25 protein-coding genes and 1 riboswitch are annotated in these 23,826 nt (G+C 66.8%); of the genes, 11 read left to right on the forward strand and 14 right to left on the reverse strand.

Annotation, left to right across the window (positions count from 1 at the left end):
* Nucleotide 1: 1 nt before the first annotated feature.
* Nucleotides 2–1,942 carry an MFS transporter gene (locus tag QNO03_RS12725; protein ID WP_289603541.1) on the reverse strand — a complete coding sequence of 647 codons (1,941 nt, stop codon included), beginning with the start codon at nucleotides 1,940–1,942 and terminating at the stop codon, nucleotides 2–4.
* 208 nt (nucleotides 1,943–2,150) lie between these two features.
* Here QNO03_RS12725 and QNO03_RS12730 point away from each other — a divergent pair, with 208 nt between their 5' ends.
* From QNO03_RS12730 to QNO03_RS12740, 3 genes are all read left to right on the forward strand, one after another.
* Complete coding sequence (locus QNO03_RS12730; protein WP_289603542.1) at nucleotides 2,151–3,533, forward strand: DUF2254 domain-containing protein; 1,383 nt, start codon at nucleotides 2,151–2,153, stop codon at nucleotides 3,531–3,533.
* A gap of 133 nt (nucleotides 3,534–3,666) precedes the next feature.
* The gene (locus tag QNO03_RS12735; RefSeq protein WP_289603543.1) at nucleotides 3,667–4,233 is read left to right on the forward strand and encodes a GNAT family N-acetyltransferase; all 567 of its coding nucleotides are present in this window, start codon (nucleotides 3,667–3,669) and stop codon (nucleotides 4,231–4,233) included.
* 94 nt (nucleotides 4,234–4,327) lie between these two features.
* Nucleotides 4,328–5,470 (forward strand): serine hydrolase domain-containing protein, encoded by a 1,143-nt coding sequence (locus QNO03_RS12740; RefSeq protein WP_289603544.1) that lies wholly within the window; start codon nucleotides 4,328–4,330, stop codon nucleotides 5,468–5,470.
* Nucleotides 5,471–5,560: 90 nt separating this feature from the next.
* Here the strand turns inward: QNO03_RS12740 and QNO03_RS12745 are convergent, their stop codons facing one another.
* Complete coding sequence (locus QNO03_RS12745; protein ID WP_229946289.1) at nucleotides 5,561–6,313, reverse strand: glucose 1-dehydrogenase; 753 nt, start codon at nucleotides 6,311–6,313, stop codon at nucleotides 5,561–5,563.
* A gap of 313 nt (nucleotides 6,314–6,626) precedes the next feature.
* On the opposite strand from QNO03_RS12745, the gene QNO03_RS12750 reads away from it, so the two are divergent.
* Together QNO03_RS12750 and QNO03_RS12755 are read left to right on the forward strand one after the other, a co-directional pair.
* On the forward strand, nucleotides 6,627–7,028 hold the full coding sequence (locus QNO03_RS12750) for a (R)-mandelonitrile lyase (protein WP_289603545.1): 402 nt from the start codon (nucleotides 6,627–6,629) through the stop codon (nucleotides 7,026–7,028).
* A gap of 31 nt (nucleotides 7,029–7,059) precedes the next feature.
* A complete protein-coding gene (locus tag QNO03_RS12755; RefSeq protein ID WP_289603546.1) occupies nucleotides 7,060–7,905 on the forward strand; it encodes an aldo/keto reductase in 846 nt (281 codons plus the stop codon).
* Between the two features lie 28 nt (nucleotides 7,906–7,933).
* Here QNO03_RS12755 and QNO03_RS12760 read toward each other — a convergent pair whose 3' ends face one another.
* The 4 genes from QNO03_RS12760 to QNO03_RS12775 all read right to left on the reverse strand — a co-directional run bounded on the left by QNO03_RS12760 (nucleotide 7,934) and on the right by QNO03_RS12775 (nucleotide 10,102).
* On the reverse strand, nucleotides 7,934–8,494 hold the full coding sequence (locus QNO03_RS12760; protein ID WP_289603547.1) for a hypothetical protein: 561 nt from the start codon (nucleotides 8,492–8,494) through the stop codon (nucleotides 7,934–7,936).
* Nucleotides 8,491–8,736, reverse strand: coding sequence for a hypothetical protein (locus tag QNO03_RS12765; RefSeq protein WP_289603548.1), 246 nt, complete (start codon nucleotides 8,734–8,736; stop codon nucleotides 8,491–8,493). The genes QNO03_RS12760 and QNO03_RS12765 overlap by 4 nt, the downstream gene beginning before the upstream one ends.
* Nucleotides 8,737–8,826: 90 nt before the next feature.
* A complete protein-coding gene (locus tag QNO03_RS12770; protein WP_289603549.1) occupies nucleotides 8,827–9,081 on the reverse strand; it encodes a hypothetical protein in 255 nt (84 codons plus the stop codon).
* 58 nt (nucleotides 9,082–9,139) lie between these two features.
* Nucleotides 9,140–10,102 carry an alpha/beta hydrolase gene (locus QNO03_RS12775; protein WP_289603550.1) on the reverse strand — a complete coding sequence of 321 codons (963 nt, stop codon included), beginning with the start codon at nucleotides 10,100–10,102 and terminating at the stop codon, nucleotides 9,140–9,142.
* Between the two features lie 167 nt (nucleotides 10,103–10,269).
* On the opposite strand from QNO03_RS12775, the gene QNO03_RS12780 reads away from it, so the two are divergent.
* On the forward strand, nucleotides 10,270–12,672 hold the full coding sequence (locus QNO03_RS12780; RefSeq protein WP_289603551.1) for an ATP-binding cassette domain-containing protein: 2,403 nt from the start codon (nucleotides 10,270–10,272) through the stop codon (nucleotides 12,670–12,672).
* An 18-nt stretch (nucleotides 12,673–12,690) separates the two neighbouring features.
* Here the strand turns inward: QNO03_RS12780 and QNO03_RS12785 are convergent, their stop codons facing one another.
* The 5 genes from QNO03_RS12785 to QNO03_RS14675 form a co-directional block, all read right to left on the reverse strand.
* Nucleotides 12,691–14,127 carry a DUF2252 domain-containing protein gene (locus QNO03_RS12785; RefSeq protein ID WP_289603552.1) on the reverse strand — a complete coding sequence of 479 codons (1,437 nt, stop codon included), beginning with the start codon at nucleotides 14,125–14,127 and terminating at the stop codon, nucleotides 12,691–12,693.
* 181 nt (nucleotides 14,128–14,308) lie between these two features.
* On the reverse strand, nucleotides 14,309–14,650 hold the full coding sequence (locus tag QNO03_RS12790) for a YnfA family protein (RefSeq protein WP_229946309.1): 342 nt from the start codon (nucleotides 14,648–14,650) through the stop codon (nucleotides 14,309–14,311).
* Nucleotides 14,651–14,839: 189 nt separating this feature from the next.
* The gene (locus QNO03_RS12795; protein WP_289603553.1) at nucleotides 14,840–16,045 is read right to left on the reverse strand and encodes a low temperature requirement protein A; all 1,206 of its coding nucleotides are present in this window, start codon (nucleotides 16,043–16,045) and stop codon (nucleotides 14,840–14,842) included.
* A gap of 71 nt (nucleotides 16,046–16,116) precedes the next feature.
* Complete coding sequence (locus QNO03_RS14670; protein WP_354003904.1) at nucleotides 16,117–16,644, reverse strand: NAD(P)-dependent oxidoreductase; 528 nt, start codon at nucleotides 16,642–16,644, stop codon at nucleotides 16,117–16,119.
* Complete coding sequence (locus tag QNO03_RS14675; RefSeq protein WP_354003905.1) at nucleotides 16,529–16,912, reverse strand: Rossmann-fold NAD(P)-binding domain-containing protein; 384 nt, start codon at nucleotides 16,910–16,912, stop codon at nucleotides 16,529–16,531. Before QNO03_RS14675 ends, QNO03_RS14670 begins: the two co-directional genes overlap by 116 nt.
* Nucleotides 16,913–17,134: 222 nt before the next feature.
* Here QNO03_RS14675 and QNO03_RS12805 point away from each other — a divergent pair, with 222 nt between their 5' ends.
* On the forward strand, nucleotides 17,135–19,033 hold the full coding sequence (locus QNO03_RS12805) for an FAD-binding monooxygenase (RefSeq protein WP_289603704.1): 1,899 nt from the start codon (nucleotides 17,135–17,137) through the stop codon (nucleotides 19,031–19,033).
* Nucleotides 19,034–19,178: 145 nt separating this feature from the next.
* Entirely contained in the window at nucleotides 19,179–19,712 is a 534-nt protein-coding gene (locus tag QNO03_RS12810; RefSeq protein WP_289603554.1) for a VanZ family protein, read from the forward strand.
* Nucleotides 19,713–19,737: 25 nt separating this feature from the next.
* Here QNO03_RS12810 and QNO03_RS12815 read toward each other — a convergent pair whose 3' ends face one another.
* On the reverse strand, nucleotides 19,738–20,382 hold the full coding sequence (locus QNO03_RS12815; protein WP_289603555.1) for a hypothetical protein: 645 nt from the start codon (nucleotides 20,380–20,382) through the stop codon (nucleotides 19,738–19,740).
* Between the two features lie 117 nt (nucleotides 20,383–20,499).
* Nucleotides 20,500–21,237: an SDR family oxidoreductase gene (locus QNO03_RS12820; protein ID WP_289603556.1), complete on the reverse strand. Its 738-nt coding sequence runs from the start codon at nucleotides 21,235–21,237 to the stop codon at nucleotides 20,500–20,502.
* Nucleotides 21,238–21,352: 115 nt separating this feature from the next.
* Between QNO03_RS12820 and QNO03_RS12825 the strand changes: the two genes are divergently transcribed.
* The gene (locus QNO03_RS12825; RefSeq protein ID WP_289603557.1) at nucleotides 21,353–22,285 is read left to right on the forward strand and encodes an AraC family transcriptional regulator; all 933 of its coding nucleotides are present in this window, start codon (nucleotides 21,353–21,355) and stop codon (nucleotides 22,283–22,285) included.
* 26 nt (nucleotides 22,286–22,311) lie between these two features.
* Here QNO03_RS12825 and QNO03_RS12830 read toward each other — a convergent pair whose 3' ends face one another.
* On the reverse strand, nucleotides 22,312–22,557 hold the full coding sequence (locus QNO03_RS12830; protein ID WP_289603558.1) for a hypothetical protein: 246 nt from the start codon (nucleotides 22,555–22,557) through the stop codon (nucleotides 22,312–22,314).
* 138 nt (nucleotides 22,558–22,695) lie between these two features.
* A riboswitch (guanidine-III (ykkC-III) riboswitch) is annotated at nucleotides 22,696–22,762 on the forward strand.
* Between the two features lie 10 nt (nucleotides 22,763–22,772).
* On the opposite strand from QNO03_RS12830, the gene QNO03_RS12835 reads away from it, so the two are divergent.
* Both QNO03_RS12835 and QNO03_RS12840 read left to right on the forward strand, forming a co-directional pair.
* Nucleotides 22,773–23,087 carry a DMT family transporter gene (locus QNO03_RS12835; protein ID WP_229946320.1) on the forward strand — a complete coding sequence of 105 codons (315 nt, stop codon included), beginning with the start codon at nucleotides 22,773–22,775 and terminating at the stop codon, nucleotides 23,085–23,087.
* Between the two features lie 49 nt (nucleotides 23,088–23,136).
* A complete protein-coding gene (locus QNO03_RS12840) occupies nucleotides 23,137–23,823 on the forward strand; it encodes an ABC transporter ATP-binding protein (protein WP_289603559.1) in 687 nt (228 codons plus the stop codon).
* Nucleotides 23,824–23,826: the final 3 nt, after the last annotated feature.

The raw sequence follows: 23,826 nt of genomic DNA on the forward strand, positions 1-23,826 counted from the left end.
GCTAGTTCTTACCCTTTCCCGCGGGTGCGTCCTTTCCGGATGACGAGCCCTTTGCTGCGGGTGCGCCCTTTGTCGGCGCGGCCTTTCCGGAGGGTCCACCCTTTGCAGCCGGCGCCCCCTTTGCAGCCGGCGCGCCCTTTGCTGCGGGCGCGCGCTTCGTGGCTGCGTTCTTTACGGCGGGCGAGCCTTTTCCAGACGACGCGTCCTTTGCGGGTGCGTCCTTTGCCGGCGACTCCGGGGTATGGCCAGCGGCACCTTCGGACACGGCCGCTACGGTCTCGGAGGTCGTAGCGGAAGCCGTCGCGGGAGCTTTCCCGGACGCCGCGGCAGATTCTTCGGCCTGCATCTTCTCGTGCCGGGTCATGCTGCCCAGCGGCAGGTTCGGCAGGAACAGCACGGCCAGCAGGGTCAGGAGCCCCAGCGGCGCAGCGATCATGAAGATGTGCGCCACGGAGGAGCCGTACACCGATTCGACAATGAAACGCACGGATTCGGGCAGGGCGTTCACATCCGGGATGCTGCCGGAGGCCAGTGATGCGGCGACTTCCTTGCCCTCTTCACCCAGCGCAGTGATGGCGGACATCAGCTCGCCCTGCTTCTGCGCCAGCCGGTCGGTGACTTGGGTGGCCAGCACCGCGCCGAGCGCGGACACGCCCACGGTGCCGCCGATCGTGCGGAAGAAGTTGATGCTGGAACTGGCGACGCCGAGGTCCCGGGTGGAAACGTCGTTCTGCACCACGAGCACCAGGTTCTGCATCACCATGCCCACGCCGGCACCGAGCAGGAACATATACAGCGAGACCAGCCAGAAATTGGTGTCGTATTCAATGGTGCCCATCAGGACCAGGCCTGCGGTGAGCAGCACCGATCCGACCACCACGTAGGCCTTCCACTTGCCGGTCTTGGTGATCATCCGGCCCACGAGCGTGGAGATGATCAGCAGTCCTGCCATCATCGGGATGGTCATCAGCCCTGACATGGTCGCGGAGGCGCCGCGGGCCAGCTGCATGTACTGGGACAGGAACACCGTAGTGCCGAACATGGCGACGCCGACGGCGAGGGATCCGATCACCGAGAAGGTGAAGGTCCGGTTGCGGAACAGGCTCAGCGGGATCAGCGGTTCCGATGCCTTTAGTTCCACGGCTACGAACGCGGCCAGGCCCAGCAGCGAACCGCCCACCATCCATGCGGTGGCGGCACTGGCCCAGCCGAAGTCGGTGCCCACCAGGGACACCCAGATGAGCAGGCAGGATACGGAGGCCGAAAGCAGGACGATGCCGGCGTAGTCGATCTGCACCTTCCGCTTCTTCAGCGGCGGCAGGTGCAGGGTCTTCTGGATCATCACCAGTGCGACGACGGCGAGCGGCACCGCCACGTAGAAGTTCCAGCGCCAGTTGACGGTATCCGTGATGACGCCGCCGATCAGCGGTCCGCCGACGGTGGACAGGGCCATGACGGCACCGAACAGGCCCATGTAGCGGCCGCGTTCCCGCGGGGAAACGATGTCCGCCATAACAATCTGGGTCAGCGCACCGAGGCCGCCGGCGCCGATGCCCTGGATCACGCGCATGGCGATCAGCCAGTCGGTGTTGTGGGCGAAACCTGCGGCCGCACTGGCGACAATGAAGATGATCAGGGCCAGCTGGACCAGGACCTTGCGGTTGAGCAGATCCGCAAGCTTGCCCCAGACCGGGGTGGAGACCGCCGTGGCCAGCAGGGTGGCGGTGACCACCCAGGTGAAGGCGGCCTGGTCGCCGTCGAGGTCCGAAATGATGACCGGCAGGGAGGTGCTCACCACGGTGTTGGCCAGCATCGAGACGAACATGCCCAGCAGCAGGCCGGTCAGGGCCTGAAGGATGGCGCGGTGCTTGCGCTTTGCTTCTGCCCTGGCCTCGGCGCGGGTGGTGGGGGCAGCGCCCTGCGGGGCAGGGGAAATGGACATGCGCACTCCAAAAAGCTGACGAAGGTCAAAGGTTGATTTAAATCAACGGTACGTCCGGGGTTTCCCCTGCCCTGCCGATATGTGCCTGTCCGTGAGCGATCTCATGGGGGTACGTGACGACGTCGTCACTACGCACGGATTTTGGGCCGCACAAAGGAGAACCGGGCACAATGAGAGTGGCCGAGATTCCACCTTCCAAGAGGCGCCGATGAGCAACAGCATGTATGGTCCGTCCACCTTCCCGCCGCGCCACCCGGGTCCGGAACCACGGTTCCACCTATCACGGGACGCGCTGCGGGCGTCCCTCTGGTTCTGGCCCACCTGCGCTTCCCTCGCCGCGGTGCTGCTGACCCTCGTGCTGCTGCAGGTCCGCCCGGAAGCCGACGCCGTCTGGGCGCGCTGGATCTGGCCCACCGGCGTCGATACGGCAAGCAGCCTGCTGCAGACGGTGGCCACCAGCGTGATGACCGCCGCCACCGTGACCTTCTCGCTGACCGTGGTGGCCCTGCAGTTGGCCTCGCAGCAGTTTTCGCCCCGGCTGCTGCGCGAGTTCGCCCGCGATGCCCGCACGCAGACGATCCTGGGCGTGCTGATGGGCACCTTCATGGTCTCCATTACCGGACTGCACGGCATGGATGCGGACCGGCCCGTCCCCGTGCTGGTGGTGGGGCTCGTCTACATCCTCGGGATCGCCTGCGGTGTGGTGCTGCTGCTGTTTATCGGGCACATCACCCGGTCCCTGCGCGTGGACACCATGATGCTCAACGCGCACCAGGGCTGCCTGGCCGTGCTGCGTGAAACCTATCCGGAGTCCGGGAGCGGCGAGGTGCAGGACTTTCCGGAGCCCGACGGCGGCACTCCCATCCCGGTACGCCGCAGCGGCATCATCCAGGCGGTGCAAGCCAAACCGCTGGTGCAGATGCTGCACGAGTACGGGCTGACCATGCGGATCGAGGTGCAGCCCGGGGACCATGTCATCGTTGGGACACCCGTGGCCCGGGCCTGGAGCGACGACGGCGGACCGGTTCCGGAGGAGGCGATGCGCGAGGCTCTGGCTGCTGCCCTGGAGATCGGTTACGAGCGGACGCCGGAGCAGGACGCGGCGCTGGGCCTGCGCCAGTTGACCGATATTACGGTCAAGGCCCTGTCACCGAGCATCAATGACCCGATCACCGCAGCGCACGCGCTGGGCTACTGCGCGGACCTGTTGGTGGATCTCTCCCGCCGCCGGCTCGGGCCGGAGGGGGAGACCGACGTCGACGGTGTACTGCGTCTGGTGACCGTCGGCCGGGACTACCGGTACTTCATGGACCTGGTCTGCGGGCCGGTGCGCCGCTATGCCCACTCCGAGCCGATTGTGCTGTGCGCAATCCTGCGGCTGCTGCGTGACAGCGCTGCCAACGCCGTCAACGACGACCAGCGTGAGGAGATCCGCCGGCAGTCCTCGCTGGTATTGGAGAGCACCTCCCGGGATCTGGCCGTCGCCGATGAGCAGGAGGTCCGGGACATGGCCCGCCGGGTCGAGGAAGCGCTGGCCGGGGACCTGCGGTCCGCCTTCACGGACCGGGCGGGGGAGACCCGGTCGGTTTAACGGTGTTCAGGGGCTAAAAACTACAGGCTCTCGTCAAACGCCGCACCACCGCCGTGCTGGACTAGCCGCAGCAAACCCGCCGCAGCAGCCGCTCCTCGTGCCGCCGGGCGTGCGGCTGTGGCAGGCTGTGGCCATGGAAACCAGCACCGGCATGCCAGCCTGGCCGTCCACCGATCCGCAGCACGGAAACATACGGCTCCGAGCCTTCCGGGATGAGGATGTGGCAACGGTCATCGAGATGTCCCGGGACGAGTATTTTCCCGCCATCGGCAGTCTTCCCGGGAACGCGAGCCCCGAGCAGGCCATGGAGTGGGTGGACCGGCAGCGGAACCGGTACCGGGAGGGTGCCGGGTTTTCCTTTGCGGTGGCCGAGGCCGGCACCGACCGTTGCGTGGGCCAGCTGGGACTGTGGATCCGGGAGTTGGAGAAGGGCCGCGCCCAGGCCGGGTACGGGATTACGCCGTCGGCCCGCGGCCACCGGTTCGCTGCGTCCGCGCTGCTGGCCGCTCTGGAGTTCGCCTGGACGCTTCCGGAACTGCACCGGGTGGAGCTGCACATCGAACCGTGGAATACCGCCTCGACCCGCACCGCCGAACTCGCGGGCTTCGAGCGGGAGGGTCTGCTGCGTAGCTACATGGAAATCTCCGGCCAGCGCCGGGACCTGCTGATTTATTCGGCGCTGCGGGAACCCAAGGCGTAGCCCGCGGAGGTGGGGCGCCGGCAATCGTCCTTTTCGGCGGACCCGGAGCCTCCGTCCGTTGACTCCCTCCCCGGGGCAAGCGGACAGTAGAGCCATGCCAGGCATTGCCGCACCTCTTTGGGACAGGCTGACCGAGACCGTCCAATCCGGTTGGTGCCCGGGGCTGGTGGCCGGGGTGCGGATCAAAGGGCAGACCGAAATCTTCGCCGTCGGGTCCCTGGACCTGGAGCAGTCCGGGCCCATGGCCGAGGACACCCCGTTCCGGATCTCCTCGCTGAGCAAGCTGTTTGGCGGCGCCCTGGCCCTCAGCCTCGTAGCCGACGGCACGCTGAGCCTGGACGACGAGGTTGCCCGCTGGCTCCCTGCCCTCGCGAACCCCCGCGTGCTGGTGACTCCGGATGCCCCGCTGACCCTGACGGTACCTTCCCGCGGCCCCCTCACGGTGCGCCACCTGCTGACCTTCACCGCGGGACTGGGTGTCGACTTTGACCCGACCCCGTATGTGGCGGCGACGCAGGATTTCCTCTGGGGTCCCAATCCGCCGGACATGACACCCGAGGAGTATCTGGCCCGGCTCGGCAGCGTCCCGCTGGCCTACCAGCCCGGGGAGCGCTGGATGTACCACTCGAGCGCGGACGTGCTCTCGGTGCTGCTCGCCGCCGCCGCCCTCACGCCCCTGGGTCAGTTGGTGCAGGAACGGATCAGCGAACCGTTTGGGCTGACCGGGACCGGGTTTCCGACCGGCGACGAGCATTTCCCCGGAGTGTATGCGGCCAACGACGACGGCGGGCTCTTCGAAGCGGAGTCCTACCGGGACGCACTGGCAGGTCCGCCGAAGTTCGCGTCCCTGGCCGGCGGCATGGTGTCCACCGTGCCGGACTTCGTGCAGTTCCTCGCCGGACTGGCCGATGACAACGTGCTGCCGGCTGAACTGCGGCACCAGATGACCGTGGACCAGCTGACCTCCCTGCAGCAGGCCGGCGTGGCCGAAGTAGCCGGACCCGACGAGTCCTGGGGCTTTATGACCGCCGTGCAGACAGGCCTCGGCGCCGTATGGTCCGAGCCGGGTATGTGGGGCTGGGCCGGCGGGTCCGGGACCAGTGCCGCCGTTTACCCGAACGGGGATATCGGCGTTGTGTTCACCCAGCGGTTTATGAGCAGCCCGCAGGGCCACTTCGACTTCTTTTGGAAGCCGTTCGGAGAGCTGCGGGGGAGTGGCCAGGCGAATCGGCGATAGGGATTCCGGGATTCCCGGTATGCACGCCGGAGCGCGGGGTTGGAGTACCCAGCGCTCCGGCAGTCTTCCCCGCCCCCGGACTACGCCGTCTTAGACGTTGTAGATCTTCCCGGCGGTGATGCCGCCGTCGACGACGAACTCGGCGCCGGTGGAGAAGCTGGACTCGTCGCTCGCCAGGAACAGGACAACACTGGTGACCTCTTCCGGTGCCGCCGGCCGGGTGAGGGTGGTTTCGGTGAAGTCGATCGGCTTCTGCCGGCCCATCACGGCGGTCATCGGGGTCTGGATGGACCCGGGGTGCACCGAGTTGACCCGGACGTGGGACGCCGCGAGCTCCAGTGCGGTGGACTTCGTCAGCCCGCGCAGGCCGAACTTCGACGCCGTGTAGCCGTGCATTCCGGCGATGCCTTCGAGCCCGGCGGTGGAGGAAATGTTAATGACGGACGACGGCGCGGAGGCCTTCAGCGCGTCCACTGCAGCCGTCATGCCCAGGAAGGGACCGGTCAGGTTGATATCCAGTGCCCGCTGCCAGCGCTCCGCCGGGTACTGGCCGAGCGGTCCACCGTCGAGGATGCCGGCATTGTTCACCAGGACATTCAGCGAACCGAAGGTTTCCAGGGTGGCCGCCACGGCGGCGGCCCAGTCCTCGGCGCTCGTGACGTTCAGGTGTACGTAGCGGGCGGCGTCGCCCAGCTCCTCAGCCAGCGCGGCACCGGCGTCGTCGTTGATGTCCGCGATCATGACCTTGGCGCCTTCGCGTACGAAGGCCCGCGCATGCGATGCGCCCATTCCACTGGCAGCTCCGGTAATAAGGGCTACTTTGTCTTTGAGTCGTTCGCTCACGTTTACATTCTCCTGTTGTAGATGGCCGGGTTTCCCGGCCCGTTCCCGCTGGGTGGGGCGGGGCCCATTTTCGATCGTACGGTGGCGGCATCCGGCAGAATCCGCGGCAGGGGCCCCGTTGTGGGCAGTGTCATATCCGTGGGCCATGAGCGGGGCGCCGTTCCGGATGCGGGGCGCGGTCGGGTGGAATCAGTGCAGACCCTCCCCGTCGGCGTTTTCCGCTTGTAGTCTCGAAAAGGCCGACGGCACCGAACGTCCGCCGATCCCGGTATCGACGCGGGTCCGTGCCGAACCTGTAAGCCCTCAGGGAGCCATGATGCAACTGGAACCGCGCAGTCCCAGTATCAAGGGGCCGGCAGATATGTTCACCGGCGATGTCTGGTTCGAAGTCATTGCCGCACCGCATCCCACACCGTCCCGGATGCGGGTCAATGCTGTCCACTTTGCCCCCGGCGCCCGTACCGCCTGGCACGTCCACGCCGTCGGGCAGACCCTGCACGTCACCGAAGGCTACGGCCTGATCCAGGCCCGCGGCGGGGAGATCCTGACGATGCGGCCCGGCGACACCGTGTACACCCCGCCGGGGGAGTGGCACTGGCACGGCGCCGCCCCGGACAACCTCATGACCCACCTGGCCATGTGGGAGGCGCCGCCCGACGACACCCCGGAATCCGACTGGGGTGACCTGGTCACCGACCAGGAATACGGGGCGTGAGTCACGAAAGACACCTGCGAGAGGAAAACCGATGGAGCACGTCACCCTGAACACCGGCGTCGAAATGCCGGTCCTTGGCTTCGGCGTGTACCAGGTTCCGCCGGACCAGACCGAGGAAGCCGTCACCAACGCCCTAGCCGCCGGGTACCGCTCGCTGGACACCGCAGCGGCCTACCAGAACGAAGACGCCGTGGGACGGGCAGTGCAGGCGAGCGGTATTGCCCGCAGCGACCTGTTTATCACCACCAAACTCTGGATCCAGGACAACGGCGAAGCCACCACCAGCCGGGCGTTTGAAACCTCGCTGCAGAACCTAGGCATGGACTATGTAGACCTGTACCTGATCCATCAGCCCTTCGGTGATGTCTACGGCGAGTGGCGGGTAATGGAACAGCTCTACAACGACGGCGCCGCCCGGGCTATCGGGGTCTCGAACTTCATGCCGGACCGGCTGCTGGACCTGATCCTGCACAACGAGGTGGTTCCCGCGGTGAACCAGATCGAAACCAACCCGTTCTACCAGCGGGCGGTCGAAAACCAGTTGATGACCGAACGCGGCGTACGGCATGAATCCTGGGCGCCGTTCGCCGAAGGGAAGCACAACCTCTTCTCGGATCCAACACTGTCGGACATCGGGAACGTGCACGGCAAGTCCATTGCCCAGGTGGTGCTTCGCTGGCTAATCCAGCGCGGGGTGGTGGTGATCCCGAAGTCCGTCCGGCCGGAGCGGATGGCGGAGAACTTCGACGTGTTCGACTTCGAGCTCAGCCCGCAGGAAATGGCCTCCATCGCCGACCTCGATACCGGAAAGTCCTTGTTCTTCGACCACCGGGACCCGGCCGCCGTTGCCCGGTTGGGCGGGGTCACGCTGGACTAGGCGGGCGGCGGCGCCGTTGGCGGCTGCCCTAGTCTGCTTCGGGGGTTCGGTGCAGGTCCCGGACCAGGTACAGCCAGGGGAAGGATCTGCTGCCCACCTGCCAGCCGTCCGTTTCGTAGTAGTGGGCCGGCCGGGTCCACAGCACGCGGCGGTGTTCCCACTGGGTATCGGTCTGCAGCATGCGGTGCCGGAGCATGTCGACGCCGATGGTGCGCCAGCCCAGCCGCCCGGCCAGTTCCAGCTCGGGCATTTCGTCGAAGGCCGTGACCGGGCCTAGCCAGCGCTCGCGGGAACCGGTGGCCGGCTCCTCAGGCCGCGCGCCGAAACGCTGCTGCGCCGCCTGCCGGGTCATCCCCAGCTCGCGGCCCAGCGCGGCCCAGCTGATTCCCGCGCTCCGTGCCGCCGCGACGGCCCGGTGCTGCAGCTGCTGGCTGGCCTGCTCGGCGGCGCCCGTCCGGGCCACCAGGGCGAGGTGGTCCGCCTCGGTGAGGGTCCCGGCGTCGTCGTAGTCGCCGAGGATCAGTGACCCGATCTGCTCCTGCAGGTCCGGGCCGGGCTGGGCCTGGTGTGTGCCGCTCCGGTCCGTCACGGCTTATCCGTCCGGTCCCGGCTGGGCAGCCAGTACTCGATGCCGCTGCTGTCGGTGTTCCCGCGCCAGACAAAGGTGACCGCAAGGTACACGCTGCCCACGAGCAGGGTGAAGCCGCCGCCCTGGCAGAGCCCCTTGGGGAATCCGTGCAGATCGAGCAGCAGCCAGGCGGCTAGTAGTGCCACTCCGCCCAGAAACATCACGGCGGCGTAAACGGCGTTGAAGATCCGGAAAGTTCTCATGCGTCAAGTAGAGCTTGACATGAACGAGACGTCAAGCATTTATTGACACTTTCTGCCTTCGGCTACTCGCGTATTCCGGGTTTGCGACGGCTACCGTGCAGGGACAGGTGCACCACCAGCGGTGCAGTGAGGAGATAGGGGAGCGGACATGGAACCTTCAAGGCTGTCGTTGTGGTCAACCGGGTCGGTGCTGTCCATTGGATCGAAGAATTCGGTGCTGTCGATCGGCAGTGTGGGGTCCGCGTGCTCGATCGGCTCGATCGGGTCCTTCGGTTCCGTGCTGTCCATCGGATCGGCGCTGTCCGCGGTGGCGGTGATGTCCTGGCTGTCTATCGGGTCGATCATGTCCGCACGGTCCAGAGCCGGGATCATGGCCGCCGGCAGGTCCTGACCGAAGGGGGCGCTACCGCACGCCCGCAGGCGCCAGCTGCCGCCGCAGCTCCGCGGTCAGTTCGGCCAGCGCCTGGGGAGCGCTGCGGCAGAGCCGGGGGAACGCCAGATAGCCATGCGGCATCCCCACATACGTCGTGACGCGGACCGGAACGCCGGCCGCGCGGAGGGCATCGGCGTACCGCAGGCCGTCGTCGCGGATCGGATCATGCTCGGCCACCTGGATCAGCGCCGGCGGGAGCCCGGAGTGGTCCAGCGCCAGCAGCGGCGAGGCATAGGGGTTACGCCGGTCCTCCGGATCCGGAACGTAGAGGCTGCCGTAGCGGTGGATGTCCTCCTCGGTGAGGATGGGCGCATGGGCATTCTCGCCGATCGATGCGCTGCCCAGGGTCATGTCGGTGGCCGGATAAATCAGCCCCTGGAAGGAAATGGCGGGGCCCGACCGGTCCCGGGTCATCAGCGTTAGCACCGCTGCCAGGTTCCCGCCGGCGCTGTCGCCCACGACGGCGAGCCGGCCGGCGTCGGCCTCCCATTCCGCGGCGCGGTCGGCCACCTCGAGCAGTGCGGCATAGCAGTCCTCAGCGGCTGCCGGCCAGGGATGCGTGGGCGCCAGCCGGTATTCGAGGGAAACGACGACGGCGGCTGCGTCCCGCGCGATGGTGCTGGCCAGCGAGTCATAGATGTCCAGGTTGCCGACGGTCCAGCCGCCGCCGTGGATCAGGACCACCAGCGGCAACGTTCCGGCGGCGTCGGTCGGCCGGTAGACCCGGATCGGGATTCTGCCTTCCGCTCCGGCAGCGGTGTCATCCAGGGTTGTCACTCCCTTGGCGAGCCCGCCCAGCACCCAATCCAACACCGGGTTGTGCTTGATGGTGCGCTGCTGGTCCGCGAGGATCTGTTCCTCGCTCTTGCGCGCCACGGAGGTCCGGGCCAGCACTTTCCCTACCAGCCGCACGCGCAGATCAAGCTTTGCCATGGTGTGCCTTCTTTCATCCGGTCCGCTAGGCCTGAATATAGTCCTCCATGCCTTGCCCGACGCGGGCAGGCGCGCCCCGCCGTCGTTCCGGCAGACCGTTGCTCCGCGCGGGGTGGCCGGGCAGAATCGGACCGACGGCGGAAGGTCCGCAGGCGGATGGAGCGGCAATGAGCACGGACACCACGGCTGGGACAGGCACCGGCACCGGGCGGGCGGCGCACACAGCGGACAGCCACGACGTGATCCGGGTGCAGGGTGCACGGGTGAACAACCTGCGGGACATCAGCATCGAGATCCCGAAACGGCGGTTGACGGTGTTTACCGGGGTGTCCGGCTCCGGCAAGAGTTCGCTGGTGTTCGGCACCGTGGCCGCAGAGTCCCAGCGGCTGATCAATGAGACCTACAGTGCGTTTGTTCAGGGCTTTATGCCCGCGCTCGCCCGTCCCGAGGTGGATCTGCTGGAGGGGCTGACCACGGCGATCATCGTGGACCAGGAACGGATGGGGGCGAACCCGCGCTCCACGGTCGGCACCGCCACGGACGCCAACGCGATGCTGCGCATCCTGTTCAGCCGGCTGGGGCAGCCGCAGATCGGCCCGCCCAACGCGTTCTCCTTCAACGTTCCCTCCGTGAAGGCCTCCGGTGCCATCACCATCGAGCGCGGAGACGGCAAGACCCGGGCGGAGAAGGCCACCTATAACCGGCTGGGCGGCATGTGCCCGCGCTGCGAGGGAACGGGAGCGGTCACCGACTTCGACCTCACCGCCCTGTTCGACAGCGCGAAGTCGCTCGCCGAAGGCGCCCTCACCGTGCCCGGCTACAGCATGGACGGCTGGTTCGGGCGGATCTACTCCGGCTCCGGCTTCTTTAGTATGGACAAGCCCATCGGGAAGTTCTCCAAGCGGGAGATGCAGGATCTGCTCTACAAGGAGCCCACCAAGATCAAGGTGGAAGGCATCAACATCACCTATGAGGGCCTGATCCCGAAGATACAGAAGTCCATGCTCTCGAAGGACCCCGAGGCGATGCAGCCGCACATCCGGGCCTTCGTGGACCGGGCCATCACCTTCAGCACCTGTCCCGACTGCGACGGCACCCGGCTGGCCCCGGAAGCACGGTCCTCAAAGATCGGCGGACTGAACATTGCCGACGTGTGCGCCATGCAGATCAGCGACCTGGCCGGCTGGGTCCGCGGATTGAAGGAACCCTCGGTGTCCCCGCTGCTGACCGGGCTGCAGCATCTGCTGGACGCGTTTGCGGACATCGGGCTGGGCTACCTGTCCCTGGACCGGCCCTCCGGAACCCTGTCCGGCGGCGAATCGCAGCGGACCAAGATGATCCGGCACCTGGGCTCGTCACTCACCGATGTGACCTATGTTTTCGACGAGCCGACCATCGGCCTGCATCCGCATGACATTGCCCGGATGAACCAGCTGCTGCTGCAGCTGCGGGACAAGGGCAACACCGTGCTGGTGGTGGAGCACAAGCCGGAAACCATCGCGATTGCCGACCATGTGGTGGATCTCGGGCCGGGCGCGGGGACCGACGGCGGCACCGTCACCTTCGAAGGTCCACTGGACGGGCTGCGGGCCAGCGGCACCCTGACCGGCCGCCACCTCGGAGACCGGGCGCGGCTCAAGGACACGGTGCGCCCGCCGTCGTCGTCCCTGCAGGTGCGCGGCGCCGCGACCAACAACCTGCGCGACGTCGACGTCGACATTCCGCTGGGTGTGCTGGTGGTGCTCACCGGAGTGGCCGGGTCGGGCAAGAGTTCGCTGATCACCGGGTCCGTGTCCGGCCGGGACGGCGTGGTGACGGTGGACCAGAGCCCGATCCGCGGCTCCCGGCGCAGCAACCCCGCCACCTACACCGGGCTGCTGGAGCCGATCCGGAAGGCATTCGCGAAGGCCAACGGGGTGAAGCCGGCCCTGTTCTCCTCCAACTCCGAGGGTGCCTGCCCGGCCTGCAACGGCGCCGGCGTCATTTACACGGAGCTGGGCGTGATGGCCACGGTGGAATCGGTCTGCGAGGACTGCGGGGGCCGCCGGTTCCAGGCCTCGGTGCTGGAGTACACGCTGGGCGGGAAGGACATTGCCGAGGTCCTGGCACTGTCCGTCACCGACGCCGAAACCTTCTTCTCCGAGGGGGAGGCCCGCACCCCGGCCGCGCACAAGATCCTGGGCCAGCTGGCCGACGTCGGGCTGGGGTACCTGCACCTGGGCCAGCCGCTGACCACCCTGTCCGGCGGGGAGCGGCAGCGGCTGAAGCTGGCCACGAAAATGGGCGGCAAGGACGGGATCTACGTGCTGGACGAACCCACCACCGGGCTGCACCTGGCGGACGTCGAACAACTCCTGGCCCTGCTGGACCGGCTGGTGGATTCGGGGAAGTCGGTGATTGTGATCGAGCATCATCAGGCTGTGATGGCGCATGCGGACTGGATCATCGACCTGGGTCCCGGGGCCGGGCGCGACGGCGGGCGGATCGTCTTCGAGGGGACGCCGGCGGATCTGGTGGCGGGGGAGTCCACGCTGACCGGGGAGCATCTGGCGGCGTACGTGGCGGGGTGAGGCGGCTGCCGGGGCCTCCTAGACCCCTTCGACCGCGGGCAGACGCCCGGAACGTACTGCGTCGGCGAAGGCTTGATAGTCCTGCTCGTTTTGATCTGCGTAGCGCTCGCAGAAGTCGGTGACCGAGTTATCGAATTTCTCGCTCTTGCCAAGATAGGCGGCGATCGCGACCGGGTCTCCTGATCTGGCGTGGGCCCGGGCCAGTGTCCAGCCGCAGGTGCGGGCGTAAAACTGCATCCCGAGGGGTTTCATCGTTTCCACGACCGCTGAGCCCTTCATATCCCGCAGTTGGCGCCAGTACAGGTACCGGTTTTCCTGCACTCCCTTGGTCCAACCCAGGAAAATGTCGCTGGCGGCCTGCATCCTTCGCTGGCCCTGCACTACGCGCTGGCCCGGCTGCCGGTATCTGCTTTTGGGCAGGTGGTCCTCAAGGACTGACCGGGTTGCCTCCTTGACCTGCAGGAACAGGGGGTCGTCTGAATCGCGGCCCTGAAGCAACGCGATAAAGCCCCGGGTGCCGACGCTGCCCACACCCACCACCTTGCGGGCGATGTCGACGATTTCGAAGCGCTCGAGGAGATAGCGTCTGTCGTCCTGCAGCGTGGCTCGGTAGGACCGGAGCTGTTCGCGGGATTCCTCCCAGATCTGGTCCGCGGATAAGCCGAACGAATCACCGAACTCCCTGAGGGGGATGACGATCGGCGGCTGGCTGACGATTCGGTACTCCCCGTCCACGCGCTCAGCCAGCTTGGAGAGTGCCTGCAGGCTGTCCCGGGAACGCGCCTTCCTGGCGGTCTTTTCTGCCCTCTTTTCGATCCGTTTCGCTGCCTTTTTCTTCGCCTTACCCTTGCTGGTGTCCGCCCCCAGCTGGACCGCTGACAAAATATCCTGCTCCGTCAGGCGTGCGTACCAGATGTCCATGGTTCCCATTTGTGCGAACTCGCGCATCGCTTCGCGGTACGCCCGGACCGCGGCAAGGGTTGTCGAGCGCGCTTCTTCGTTGGTGAAGGAGTTGTTCCTGGCCGCAATGGTGAAACTGGCGGACATCCGCAGTACGTCGTACTCGAATGGTCCCGGAAGTGTTTCATCGAAGTCATTCAGGTCGAACAGCAGGGTCCGTTCGGGTGAGGCGAAAACCCCGAAGTTCGACAAATGAGCGTCGCCGCAAAGCTGGGTGGTCAGGCCGGACCGGGGTGTGTCCTTGAGGTCGGCGGCCATGATCTTGGCTGCACCGCGGTAGAACGTCAACGGCGAGTCAAGCATCCGGCCGTGACGCACCGGCACGAGGTCCGGATCCCGGGTGAGGTTCTGTTCTTCGATGAGCGCGACGGGGTCCGGGCGATCTGGGTTGGGAACCCAGCCCTGATGGGCGGAGACGGGTGTTGTCTCTCGGCAGTCCTTGCCTGCTGCCACGCGTTCTGTAACGCTCGGGTGCTTGACCTGGATACTGGCCATGATCGGCGACCTCTCTGCAGCGGCTTGTTGCGCCGTCCGGCAGGCCTCGCGGGGGTCAGACTCTGTACGGCGGCCGACGTCCAAAGAATAGCGGATTGGCCTCCGAGAGGGGATGGGTCCGGAGTCCGGAACTTTGGACTCCGCCGTCTTCCCGGGCCAAACCTCCGGCTCCCGGAATCAATTACGACACCGGGCTGCGGGGAGCGAACATGATCACGGCGACCCCCACGAGGCAGATCAGCGAGCCGAGGATGTCCCAGCGGTCGGGCCGGAAGCCGTCGAACACCATGCCCCACACCAGGGATCCGGCCACGAACACTCCACCGTAGGCGGCCAGGATCCGGCCGAAATGCGCATCCGGCTGGAGCGTGGCCACAAACCCATAGACGCCCAGGGCCATCACGCCCAGGCCGGCCCACCACCACGCCCGGTCCTCCCGCACGGACTGCCACACCAGCCAGGCGCCGCCGATTTCCGCAGCGGCTGCGAGCAGGAAGAGCAGGATGGTTTTTGCAATGGTCATGGCATCCATCCTGCCGCAGGTTCGGGGCATGCCTGGCCCGTTTTTCTGCTGCCACTTTGGGAATCTGCTGCCACTTTGCCCATCTGCTGCCGGTTCAAAGCGGCAGCAAAGCCTCAAAGTGGCAGCAGAAGTGCATAACGGACGATTAGGTGGCTGGAAATGGACGGAAAACCTATGCCGGCCAGGACATCACGCCCCTTGCGAACCCCGTATCCGCCCCCGGGCCTCGCGGTGAAGCAGGCTCTCCACGGCAACCAGCCCCACGATCAGTGCGGTAACGAGGAGAAGTGCCGCCAAAGAGGTCAACGGCAGGCCAATCACCATCAGAACCAGCAGCAGTGCAGCCGTTCCCAGCCGCCACTTCTTCCAGCCGCCGCCCATCCTCCACGCGAAGGCGGCACTGGTCAGGAGATACATCGCCGGGCCGACGAACAACGCGAAAGCACCGACGCGGCCCAGGCCCTTCCCCTCCTCGAGATGTGCCAGCGCGTCCTCCACGCCCAAAGCGGTCAGGATAACGCCGGCAACGAGGGGCAAGTGCAGGTAGGTGTACGCGACGACGGCGGCAGAAGACCGGGTGGATCCGCGCAGTGCGGCGAAGCGGTGTTCGGCGGCCACTGCCGTCACGTCGAAGTAGAGCCACCAGAGCCCGATGGACAGGCAGATGCCGGCCGCCGCACCGGCAAGCACCGGCACGCTCACGGGCACCTCGGATGCCCCCACCCCGATCGACACGATGGATTCGCCCAGCGCGAGGATGATCACGAGCCCGTACCTCTCTGTCCAGTGCACCGCCGAGTGGACCCGCCAGTTCCCGTGCCACGAGATGAGGAAGGTGATGCCGGTGTCCAGCGCCATGCCGGCCAGCCAGAACCAGGTCTGCGCGGTTCCGCCCAGCAACGCCCCGGTGATGACCAGGGCGGCTCCCAGGACAGCGGTGAAGGTCAGCTTGGCTATCTGGCGGCGCAGTGGCTGATCGTTCCCGGCCGCATATACGTACAGGCCCAGGTGCAGGACCCGGACCGCCGTGTACGCAAAGGCAAGTACCAGCGGGCCGTGGAGGCCGCCGTCGAGGTCATCGAAGGCTTCCGGGATGGCGAGTGCGGCAATAAAAATCGCCACCATGACGGCGGACAGGCCGAACCGCATGAGTCCTTCGTCGGCGTGGGCCTGGTTGGCGAGCCAGGAGAAGGGCGCCCAGGACCACCAGAGCAGGACCAGGACGACCATCCCCTGCAGGACCCCCAGGGATGAATACTCATGCACCATGAATCCGGTGACCTGGGTGAAGGCGAACACGAACACGAGGTCGAAGAACAGCTCAAAGGTGGTGACCCGGTGGGTTTCGTCCGAGATGCGGACAGCGGGAAGGGGCGGGCGCGGCAGATGCGGCATGGCACAAAGAATAGGAGTCCGCAGCCCCGGCCAGAAGACGATGCGGACGGAAACCCAAACGTCCGCGGCGGCTACAGCGTCCGGATCGGGGCGCCCGCCAGGAACGCGGAGATGTCCTCCACCACCTGCGGAAAGAACGTGCGGTAGTTCCGCTCGGTCACGTACCCGAGGTGCGGCGTCGCCAGGACGTTGGGCAGGTCCCGGAACGGGGAATCGGCCGGCAGCGGCTCTTCGGCAAACACGTCCAGCCCGGCGCCGGCAATCGTCCGTTGCCGAAGGGCATCCAGCAGGGCAGTCTGGTCCACTATCCCGGCCCGCGAGGTGTTGATCAGGAAAGCACCCGGCTTCATCAGGGCCAGCTCCCCGGCCCCAAGCAGCCCGCGCGTCCGGTCGCTCAGCACCAGATGGACGGAGACGACGTCGGACGCCGCCAGCAGCGCTTCCTTGGAGGGAGCGAACCGGACTCCGGCGGCTTCCGCGCGTTCAGCGGTGAGATTTTGGCTCCAGGCTAGGACCTCCATCCCGAATGCAGCCCCTACCCGGGCAACCTGCACCCCGATCTTCCCCAACCCCAGCAGGCCGAGCGTGGCACCGTGCAGATCGGTGCCGATGGTCTGCTGCCAGATCGATCGAGGCATTGCGCGCGCCGGTGGTCACCAGCAGTTTCAGGCGGGGCAGCCGGGCGAGCAGGCTCGCCGGAAAGGGGGTGCGCTCGCGCATGATGACGACGACGTCGAACCCGGCCAGGCGTGCGGCGACGGCATCCTCGTCGGCCAGATGGTCGGAGAAGACGGTCAGCTCCACCTGATCAGCCAGTTGTTCCCAGTCGGCGAACCGGGTGGCGGCGTCCTGATAATCGTCAATCACTGCGCATGTAACTGTCATGAACTCTTCCCTGCCGGCGGTTGGCCTGATGGGCACCAAGGTACCGTGCCCAGCTGTAACGCCGGCAAGACGTACCGCATTGCCCAGCTTGTGACGCCCGTCATACCTCCGGTACGGTGGCGGGACCCTCTGCGCTTCGAGTACCGGACCCCGTGTTCAGGCCACCGCGGCGGGCATCAACAGCACAACGAAGTGAGGACCCCCGTGCAGTTCCACCACCACGGCTACGTATCCGGCGACCCCCGCGTCCAGCCGGCGGCCGGCACCGGCGTCGACCGTCCCGCCGATCTGCCCGACAAAGTCGACGTACTGATCGTGGGGTCGGGGCCCGCCGGGATGCTCACCGCCGCGCAGCTGTCGCAGTTCCCCGGTGTCACCACCCGGATCGTGGAGCGCCGGGACAGCCGGCTGGTCATCGGCCAGGCGGACGGCATCCAGGCCCGCAGCGTGGAAACCTTCCAGGCCTTCGGCTTCGCGGAGGAAATCACTGCCGAGGCCTACCGCATCACCGAAATGTGCTTCTGGCGTCCGGACCCGGACAACCCGGAGAACATCGTCCGCTCCGGCCGCGCACTGGATGACCCGGCCGGGATCAGCGAATTCCCGCACCTGATCGTCAACCAGGCCCGCGTGCTGGATTACTTCGCTCGGTTCATGGCCAACTCACCCACCCGCATGCGGCCCGACTACGGGTTCGAGTTCCGCAGCCTGACGGTCGACGACGACGCCGAGTACCCGGTCACCGTCACCCTCCTGCACACCGCCGGCCCGCTCGAGGGCACCGAACGCACGGTCCGCGCCAAGTACGTGGTGGGCTCCGACGGTGCCCGCAGCAAGGTCCGCGACGCCATCGGCTGCACCATGGCCGGCGACAAGGCCAACCACGCCTGGGGGGTGATGGACGTCCTCGCCAACACCGACTTCCCCGATATCCGCACCAAATGCGCCATCCAGTCCTCCAACGGCGGCAGCATCCTGCTTATCCCGCGTGAGGGCGGGCACCTGTTCCGCATGTACGTGGACCTCGGCGTCGTGCCCGACGGCGACAACGGTGCCGTCCGCAGGACCACCATCGAGGAGATCATCGGCAAGGCCAACGCCATCCTCAGCCCCTACACCCTGGACGTCCGCAACGTCGCCTGGCACAGCGTCTACGAGGTGGGCCACCGGCTCACCGACCGGTTCGACGACGTCCGGCCGGAGGACCTCGGCACCCGCACCCCGCGCGTCTTCATCACCGGAGATGCCTGCCACACGCACAGTGCAAAGGCCGGCCAGGGGATGAACGTCTCCATGCAGGACGGCTTCAACCTGGGCTGGAAGCTCGGCCACGTGCTGGACGGCCGCAGCCCGGAAAGCCTGCTCTCCACGTATTCGGCGGAACGCCAGGTGGTGGCGAAGAACCTCATTGACTTCGACAAGGAGTGGTCATCGCTCATGGCGAAGCGGCCGGAGGAGTTCGAGAACCCTTCGGACCTGGAGGACTTCTACGTCCGGACCGCCGAATTCCCGGCCGGGTTTATGACCGAGTACACCCCCTCTATGCTTATTGCCGAGCCCAAGCACCAGGACCTGGCCGCCGGGTTCCCCCTCGGCAAGCGCTTCAAGTCGGCGCCCGTGCAGCGGGTCTGCGACACCAACCCGGTGCAGCTGGGCCACCAGGCGCGGGCGGACGGCAAATGGCGGATCTACGTCTTCGCCGACGCCGCGGCTGCCGGCACCCCTTCACGGGTGGCCGACCTGGCGGAATGGCTGGACAACGCCCCGGATTCTCCGCTGGCAGCCACGCCGGAGGGCGCCGACCGCGACGCCTGGTTCGACGTGAAAGTCATTTACCAGCAGGACCACACCGGCATTGACCTCATTGCGGTGCCGTCGGTGTTCAAGCCGCAGATCGGCCCGTTCCAGCTCAACGACCTGGCCAAGGTCTACGGCACGGACCCGTCTGCTGACATCTTCGAGCAGCGCGGGGTCTCCCGAGACGGCGCCGTCGTCGTGGTCCGCCCGGACCAGTACGTGGCCAACGTGCTGCCGCTGACGGCCACCGCGGACCTCGCGGCGTTCTTCGCTCCGCTGCTCCCTGCGCGTCAGCCGCAGGTCTAGCAGGTTCTCAACGTACGACGACGGCGGCGCCCGGGTGCCGCCGTCGTCCCGCGTTCACGGGGAGACTGGCAGAGCCCGCTTCGAGGGAGTTTGGCCGGCAGGACAGTAGGGTCGAACCACGTCCCCCGTCCGGTAGGAGCCGCCAGTGCCACGCTACGAGATCACCGCGCTGCCCGTCGTCGTGCCGCTGGCGGTGATGGTCTTCGCAATTCTGCTGTGGCGGCTGCACCGCCGAGGGGAGCTGACCCTCCCGCGGGTCGTCGTCAGCGCGGTCATGTGCGTGTACGGCGCCGGCGTCGTTGGGAACACCGTCCTGCCGATCCACATCGGCGGACCCACTTACGACGAGCCGTGGTGGATCCACCTCAACCTGGTTCCCCTGGTGCACGCGGAATTGGGCGACATGGTGATGAACGTGCTGGTCTTCATCCCGCTGGGCATCCTGCTGCCGCTGATCTCCCGCATCCGTTCGGCAGTGGGGGTCCTCCTCGTGGGGTTCCTCGTCAGCCTCACGATGGAGGTGCTTCAGTTCGTCAACGCCGTCCTGGCCGGCGGTGGACATATCGCGGACGTCAACGACCTGCTGGCGAACACCGTCGGAGCACCGCTTGGATACGGTCTTTTCCGGGCCGCGCTGCTCCTGCCTTCCCTTCGCCGGGCAGCTAACGCCACTGCCTGACCGGTTGTTGTGTGTAAGCAGCCCGTCAGCTGGATCGATCCGCAGCCCTCAGGAAGGACGAACAGCTGCCCTTGAAAAACTTCCGGAGCTGGGCAGGGTCCCCTGCCTGGGCCGGGGTGATGAAGGAGGCGTCGAAAACTTCGGGGTTGACCAGGTGTTCCTGCATGGCGGGCAGGGACGTGTACTTGGCCAGGTACTCCATACTTTGCTCCTGGCTGGCAGGGTCGCTGTTGTCCAGGGCGCGGAGGTAGCTGTCCATCCACGCACAGAGCCAGTAGCCGGCGACGGCGTTGTCCTGGTTGCCGTCCGCGATGCTGATGTCCCCGAGCTTCAGCCGGACCTCGGGGTCGCTGTAATCGGGGGTTTCAACCCGCCATTCCACACCGGCAGGAAGCGGTTCCGGGAACTCGGTGATGGCCAGGGCGACGGCCTCGTCAAAGCAGTCGGGTTTGATGCTGGTGGTCCCGGACGGATCCACCTGCAGAATTTCACTCTCCGGGCACGGCGGCGGTGTGGCTGTGGCCGGCGCCGGGGCTGGGCTGGCGCTGAGTTCGGCGATGGCCCGTGCCTCGTTAAGCTCGGCGTCGGACGGCGCGCAGCCGACCAGCCCCGCGGCCAGTACGGCCGCGGCCGCCGCAGCGCGGATGGCGCAGGTTATTCGTGTTTTCATGCATCCCCCCGGTTACCCGAGACAATAGCCCAGCAGCGACCGGGGGGATAGCGGCAGGTTCGGTGGGTCATTCGGCCGGGCCCCTCGCCGGGCTAAACCGGCCAGACGCGGTTTCCGCTACCAGGGCAGGGGGCCGTCCTCGTCGCTGAAGGTTCCGGTGGGTCCGTTAGCCGGGATGGTGGCCATCCGGACGGCAGCCCGGGCCCCCTGTTCCGGCGTGCGTGTTCCCCGGAAACCGTTCAGATCCGTGGCAACAAACCCCGGACAAACCGCATTGACCAGAATGCCTTCGGGTGCCAGCCCCTTTGCATACTGCAGTGTCAGGGAGGTCAGGGCTGTCTTGGAGGGGGCATAGCCGGCTGCGATCGGGTCCGTATTGGCTGGATCCGACACTGCGGCCAGGGATCCGGCCACGCTGGAGACGTTGACAATGCGAGGGGTATTGGAGAGGCGCAGCAGTGGCAGGAACGCCGCGGTCACGGAAATGACGCCGAAGAAGTTGGTCTCAAAGACCGAGCGTATTTCATTCACCTGCGCTGAACCCGGCTGCTGGGCAGCAAAACTGACTCCCGGCGTCGCCACAATCCCGGCGTTGTTGACCAGCGCATCCAGGCGCCCGAAGCGGCGTTTGACCTCGTCCGCCGCGGCGGTGACCGAGGCGGGATCGGTCACCTCGAGGACGACGGCTACGGCGTCTCCACCCTCCGCACGCAGCTCAGCGGCAGCCCGCTCGCCGCCGTCGGCGTTCCGCGCGGCCACCACCACGGTGTGGCCAAGGGCAGCCAGCTGGCCGGCGATCTGCCGGCCGATGCCCTTATTGGCGCCGGTCACGAGGGAAATCATGCTGTCATTCATGGGGACTCCTTGGAAAAGCTTTTCTTCCGGGTTTCGGAAGGTACTTCCACTCTGCCCGCTCGAATCGGGACTGGGAATAATGAAAAGTCCTAACTATTTGCTCTAGAGTACAAACATGGTGTCTGACCGCTTATCCGAAATCCTCGACTTCATTGAAGTCCGCAGCGTCATCTCCGGCAGCGTCGCCGTGCACGGCCGCTGGGAAACGGAGGCAAGGCTCGACGACGACCTGAAGTTCTTCGCCGTAGTGCAGGGCAGCATGCGCCTGGAAACCGATGGCCTTGAGGAACCGCTGCTGCTGGAGGCGGGCGACGTCGTCGTTCTCAACGGCCGCAGTTGGCTGCGGCTGTACGGCGGCAGCGGGACCGGGGTGCCCGTCCGGATCGAGCCGCCCGCCAGCGGAAGTTTCGTCCAGGTGGGGGAGGGTGAGCCCGGAACCGGAGACGTGATCATGGGTGGCCGGGTGGCCGTCAATGCCGTGGGCCGGAACCTGCTGCTGCAGGCGCTTCCCGCCGTGGCCCACGTCCGCTCCGGCACGGAATCCGCACCTCACCTGCACTTGCTGATTCGGCGGCTTTTCGACGAAGTGTCCGGGCAGCGGATTGGTTCGGGGTTCGCGGTCCGCCAATATGCGCAGCTCCTGCTGCTGGACGTGCTCCGATCCTCCATCACCAATGCGGACCTGCCGCAGGGCTGGCTGAAACTGCTCGCCGATGACCGGCTCCGGCCGGCCCTGGCCTTGATCCATGCCTCACGGACCCGGCCACCGACGCTGGCGGAGATGGCCGGCGCGGCGGCCATGTCCCGCACCGCTTTCGCTGAACGCTTCCGGGACGTTGCCGGCACTCCGCCTCGCTCGTACCTGAACAACTGGCGGATGCTCGTGGCACAGCACGAACTGGGATCCGGTGATACCCGGATCCGCGCGCTGGCGCTGGAGCTGGGCTTTGCTTCGGAGAGCGCGTTCAGCACGGCCTTCAAGCGCAGCGTCGGTGAATCACCGCTGCATTACCGGTCCCGGGTGCGCACGCTGCAGCCCGCGGATTAGCGTGGAAACCCCGGACTCTCCGGATTTCAGGCGAACGGCCCCGGCTGCTCCCCGTTGGCTGCTTCCTCAATCCAGTCCACGGCGGCGTCCGGCAGGAAATAGGCGCCGCTGCCGTCGGAAGCCATATCGCGGGTGCGGGAGATGTCCTCCACGACCCACGGCTCCACCGCGTCGCCGTTGTTGGCGGTCAGCCACTCGCGGGACTCGGACGTGAGCTTCGGCCACCACCCGGCGATGCCCAGGTCATCGCGTTCAAACTGTTCATCAGTCATGGCTAAAACTTTGGCACTTTCGTGCGCGCCGGTCGACGGTCTGCGCAGACTTGGCACTGGCTTCCCCGCCGGTTCACCCGCCGAGTTCACCCGCCGCGAAGCGGAGTTGCCCCGGATAACCGGACGTGCGACCGTGGACGGGAGGCCGCGACACGGTCTCCCGGACGAGGGGTGCCGTACCCGGTGTGCGACAAGACGGCCCGAGGGAGACTCTCATGTCATGGATTGTTTTGGTGCTGTCCGGCGTCCTGGAAGCGGTGTGGGCCACCGCCCTGGATAAGTCGCAGGGATTCAGCCGGTTCTGGCCATCGGCCATCTTCGTTACCGCACTGCTTGCCAGCATGGCCGGGCTTGCGTATGCGATGCGGGAGCTGCCGCTGGGCACGTCGTATGCCGTCTGGGTGGGGATCGGCGCCACCCTGACCGTCATCTACGCCATGGCCACCGGCGCCGAATCCGTGTCCCTGCTGAAGATCCTGTTCCTGGCCATGATCGTCGGCGGCGTGATCGGGCTAAAGACGCTGCACTAGGCATGTTCCTGGCCGCCGCCGCAGGGTCCCACCCGCTAGATTGGACGGCATGACTGCTGCGGGGGCCGTGCTCGAGATTTCCAACCTACTGGTGGGCTACGCCGGTGCGCCGGTCTGCGGCGCCATCACCGCGCACGCGGATACCGGGGAGATCCTCGGCGTCGTGGGTTTCAACGGGGCAGGCAAATCCACCGCCGCCCGCACGATCGCCGGTAAGCAGCTGATGCTCGACGGCGAGGTGCGGGTCCACGGACTGCCCGCCAATGAGGACGCGATCCCTTTCCGCCGGCAGGTGGCCGCACTCTTCGACGAGGACGCTTTCTTCCCTTCGCTGTCGCTACGGGAACATCTGCAGCTCGTCGCACGCGGCCACGGTGTCGCCGACCCGGACGCAGCCGTCGACGCGGAACTGGATTTCTTTGGTCTGCAGGACCGCGCCGACGCCGTCCCAGAGTCCGTTTCCTCCGGCCAGCGCCGGCGGCTGCTGCTCGCCTCGGCCCTGATCCGGCCGTCCTCGCTGCTCATCCTCGACGAACCCGAGCAGCGGCTGGACCCGGTGATGCGCGAACGGGTGGGGGAGCGGATCCGCCAGTACGCCGACGACGGCGGTACGGTGCTGCTCGTGACCCACGATCCCGCGCTGCTCCTGGCGACGGCCGGACGCTGCCTGCTGATCGATGACGAAGTGCAGGAGATCGAACCGGCCCGGGCCGCAGCTGAGATCGCGGGCCGGTAACCC

The sequence above is a fragment of the Arthrobacter sp. zg-Y877 genome (genome assembly GCF_030373105.1).
Lineage (GTDB): Bacteria > Actinomycetota > Actinomycetes > Actinomycetales > Micrococcaceae > Arthrobacter_B.

Coding starts and splice junctions, on each gene's coding strand:
- QNO03_RS12725 (WP_289603541.1), bottom strand. CDS start 1,942: ATGTCCATTTCCCCTGCCCCGCAGGGCGCTGCCCCCACCACCCGCGCC.
- QNO03_RS12730 (WP_289603542.1), top strand. CDS start 2,151: ATGAGCAACAGCATGTATGGTCCGTCCACCTTCCCGCCGCGCCACCCG.
- QNO03_RS12735 (WP_289603543.1), top strand. CDS start 3,667: ATGGAAACCAGCACCGGCATGCCAGCCTGGCCGTCCACCGATCCGCAG.
- QNO03_RS12740 (WP_289603544.1), top strand. CDS start 4,328: ATGCCAGGCATTGCCGCACCTCTTTGGGACAGGCTGACCGAGACCGTC.
- QNO03_RS12750 (WP_289603545.1), top strand. CDS start 6,627: ATGATGCAACTGGAACCGCGCAGTCCCAGTATCAAGGGGCCGGCAGAT.
- QNO03_RS12755 (WP_289603546.1), top strand. CDS start 7,060: ATGGAGCACGTCACCCTGAACACCGGCGTCGAAATGCCGGTCCTTGGC.
- QNO03_RS12765 (WP_289603548.1), bottom strand. CDS start 8,736: ATGAGAACTTTCCGGATCTTCAACGCCGTTTACGCCGCCGTGATGTTT.
- QNO03_RS12770 (WP_289603549.1), bottom strand. CDS start 9,081: ATGATCGACCCGATAGACAGCCAGGACATCACCGCCACCGCGGACAGC.
- QNO03_RS12775 (WP_289603550.1), bottom strand. CDS start 10,102: ATGGCAAAGCTTGATCTGCGCGTGCGGCTGGTAGGGAAAGTGCTGGCC.
- QNO03_RS12780 (WP_289603551.1), top strand. CDS start 10,270: ATGAGCACGGACACCACGGCTGGGACAGGCACCGGCACCGGGCGGGCG.
- QNO03_RS12785 (WP_289603552.1), bottom strand. CDS start 14,127: ATGGCCAGTATCCAGGTCAAGCACCCGAGCGTTACAGAACGCGTGGCA.
- QNO03_RS12790 (WP_229946309.1), bottom strand. CDS start 14,650: ATGACCATTGCAAAAACCATCCTGCTCTTCCTGCTCGCAGCCGCTGCG.
- QNO03_RS12795 (WP_289603553.1), bottom strand. CDS start 16,045: ATGCCGCATCTGCCGCGCCCGCCCCTTCCCGCTGTCCGCATCTCGGAC.
- QNO03_RS12815 (WP_289603555.1), bottom strand. CDS start 20,382: ATGAAAACACGAATAACCTGCGCCATCCGCGCTGCGGCGGCCGCGGCC.
- QNO03_RS12820 (WP_289603556.1), bottom strand. CDS start 21,237: ATGAATGACAGCATGATTTCCCTCGTGACCGGCGCCAATAAGGGCATC.
- QNO03_RS12825 (WP_289603557.1), top strand. CDS start 21,353: ATGGTGTCTGACCGCTTATCCGAAATCCTCGACTTCATTGAAGTCCGC.
- QNO03_RS12830 (WP_289603558.1), bottom strand. CDS start 22,557: ATGACTGATGAACAGTTTGAACGCGATGACCTGGGCATCGCCGGGTGG.
- QNO03_RS12835 (WP_229946320.1), top strand. CDS start 22,773: ATGTCATGGATTGTTTTGGTGCTGTCCGGCGTCCTGGAAGCGGTGTGG.
- QNO03_RS12840 (WP_289603559.1), top strand. CDS start 23,137: ATGACTGCTGCGGGGGCCGTGCTCGAGATTTCCAACCTACTGGTGGGC.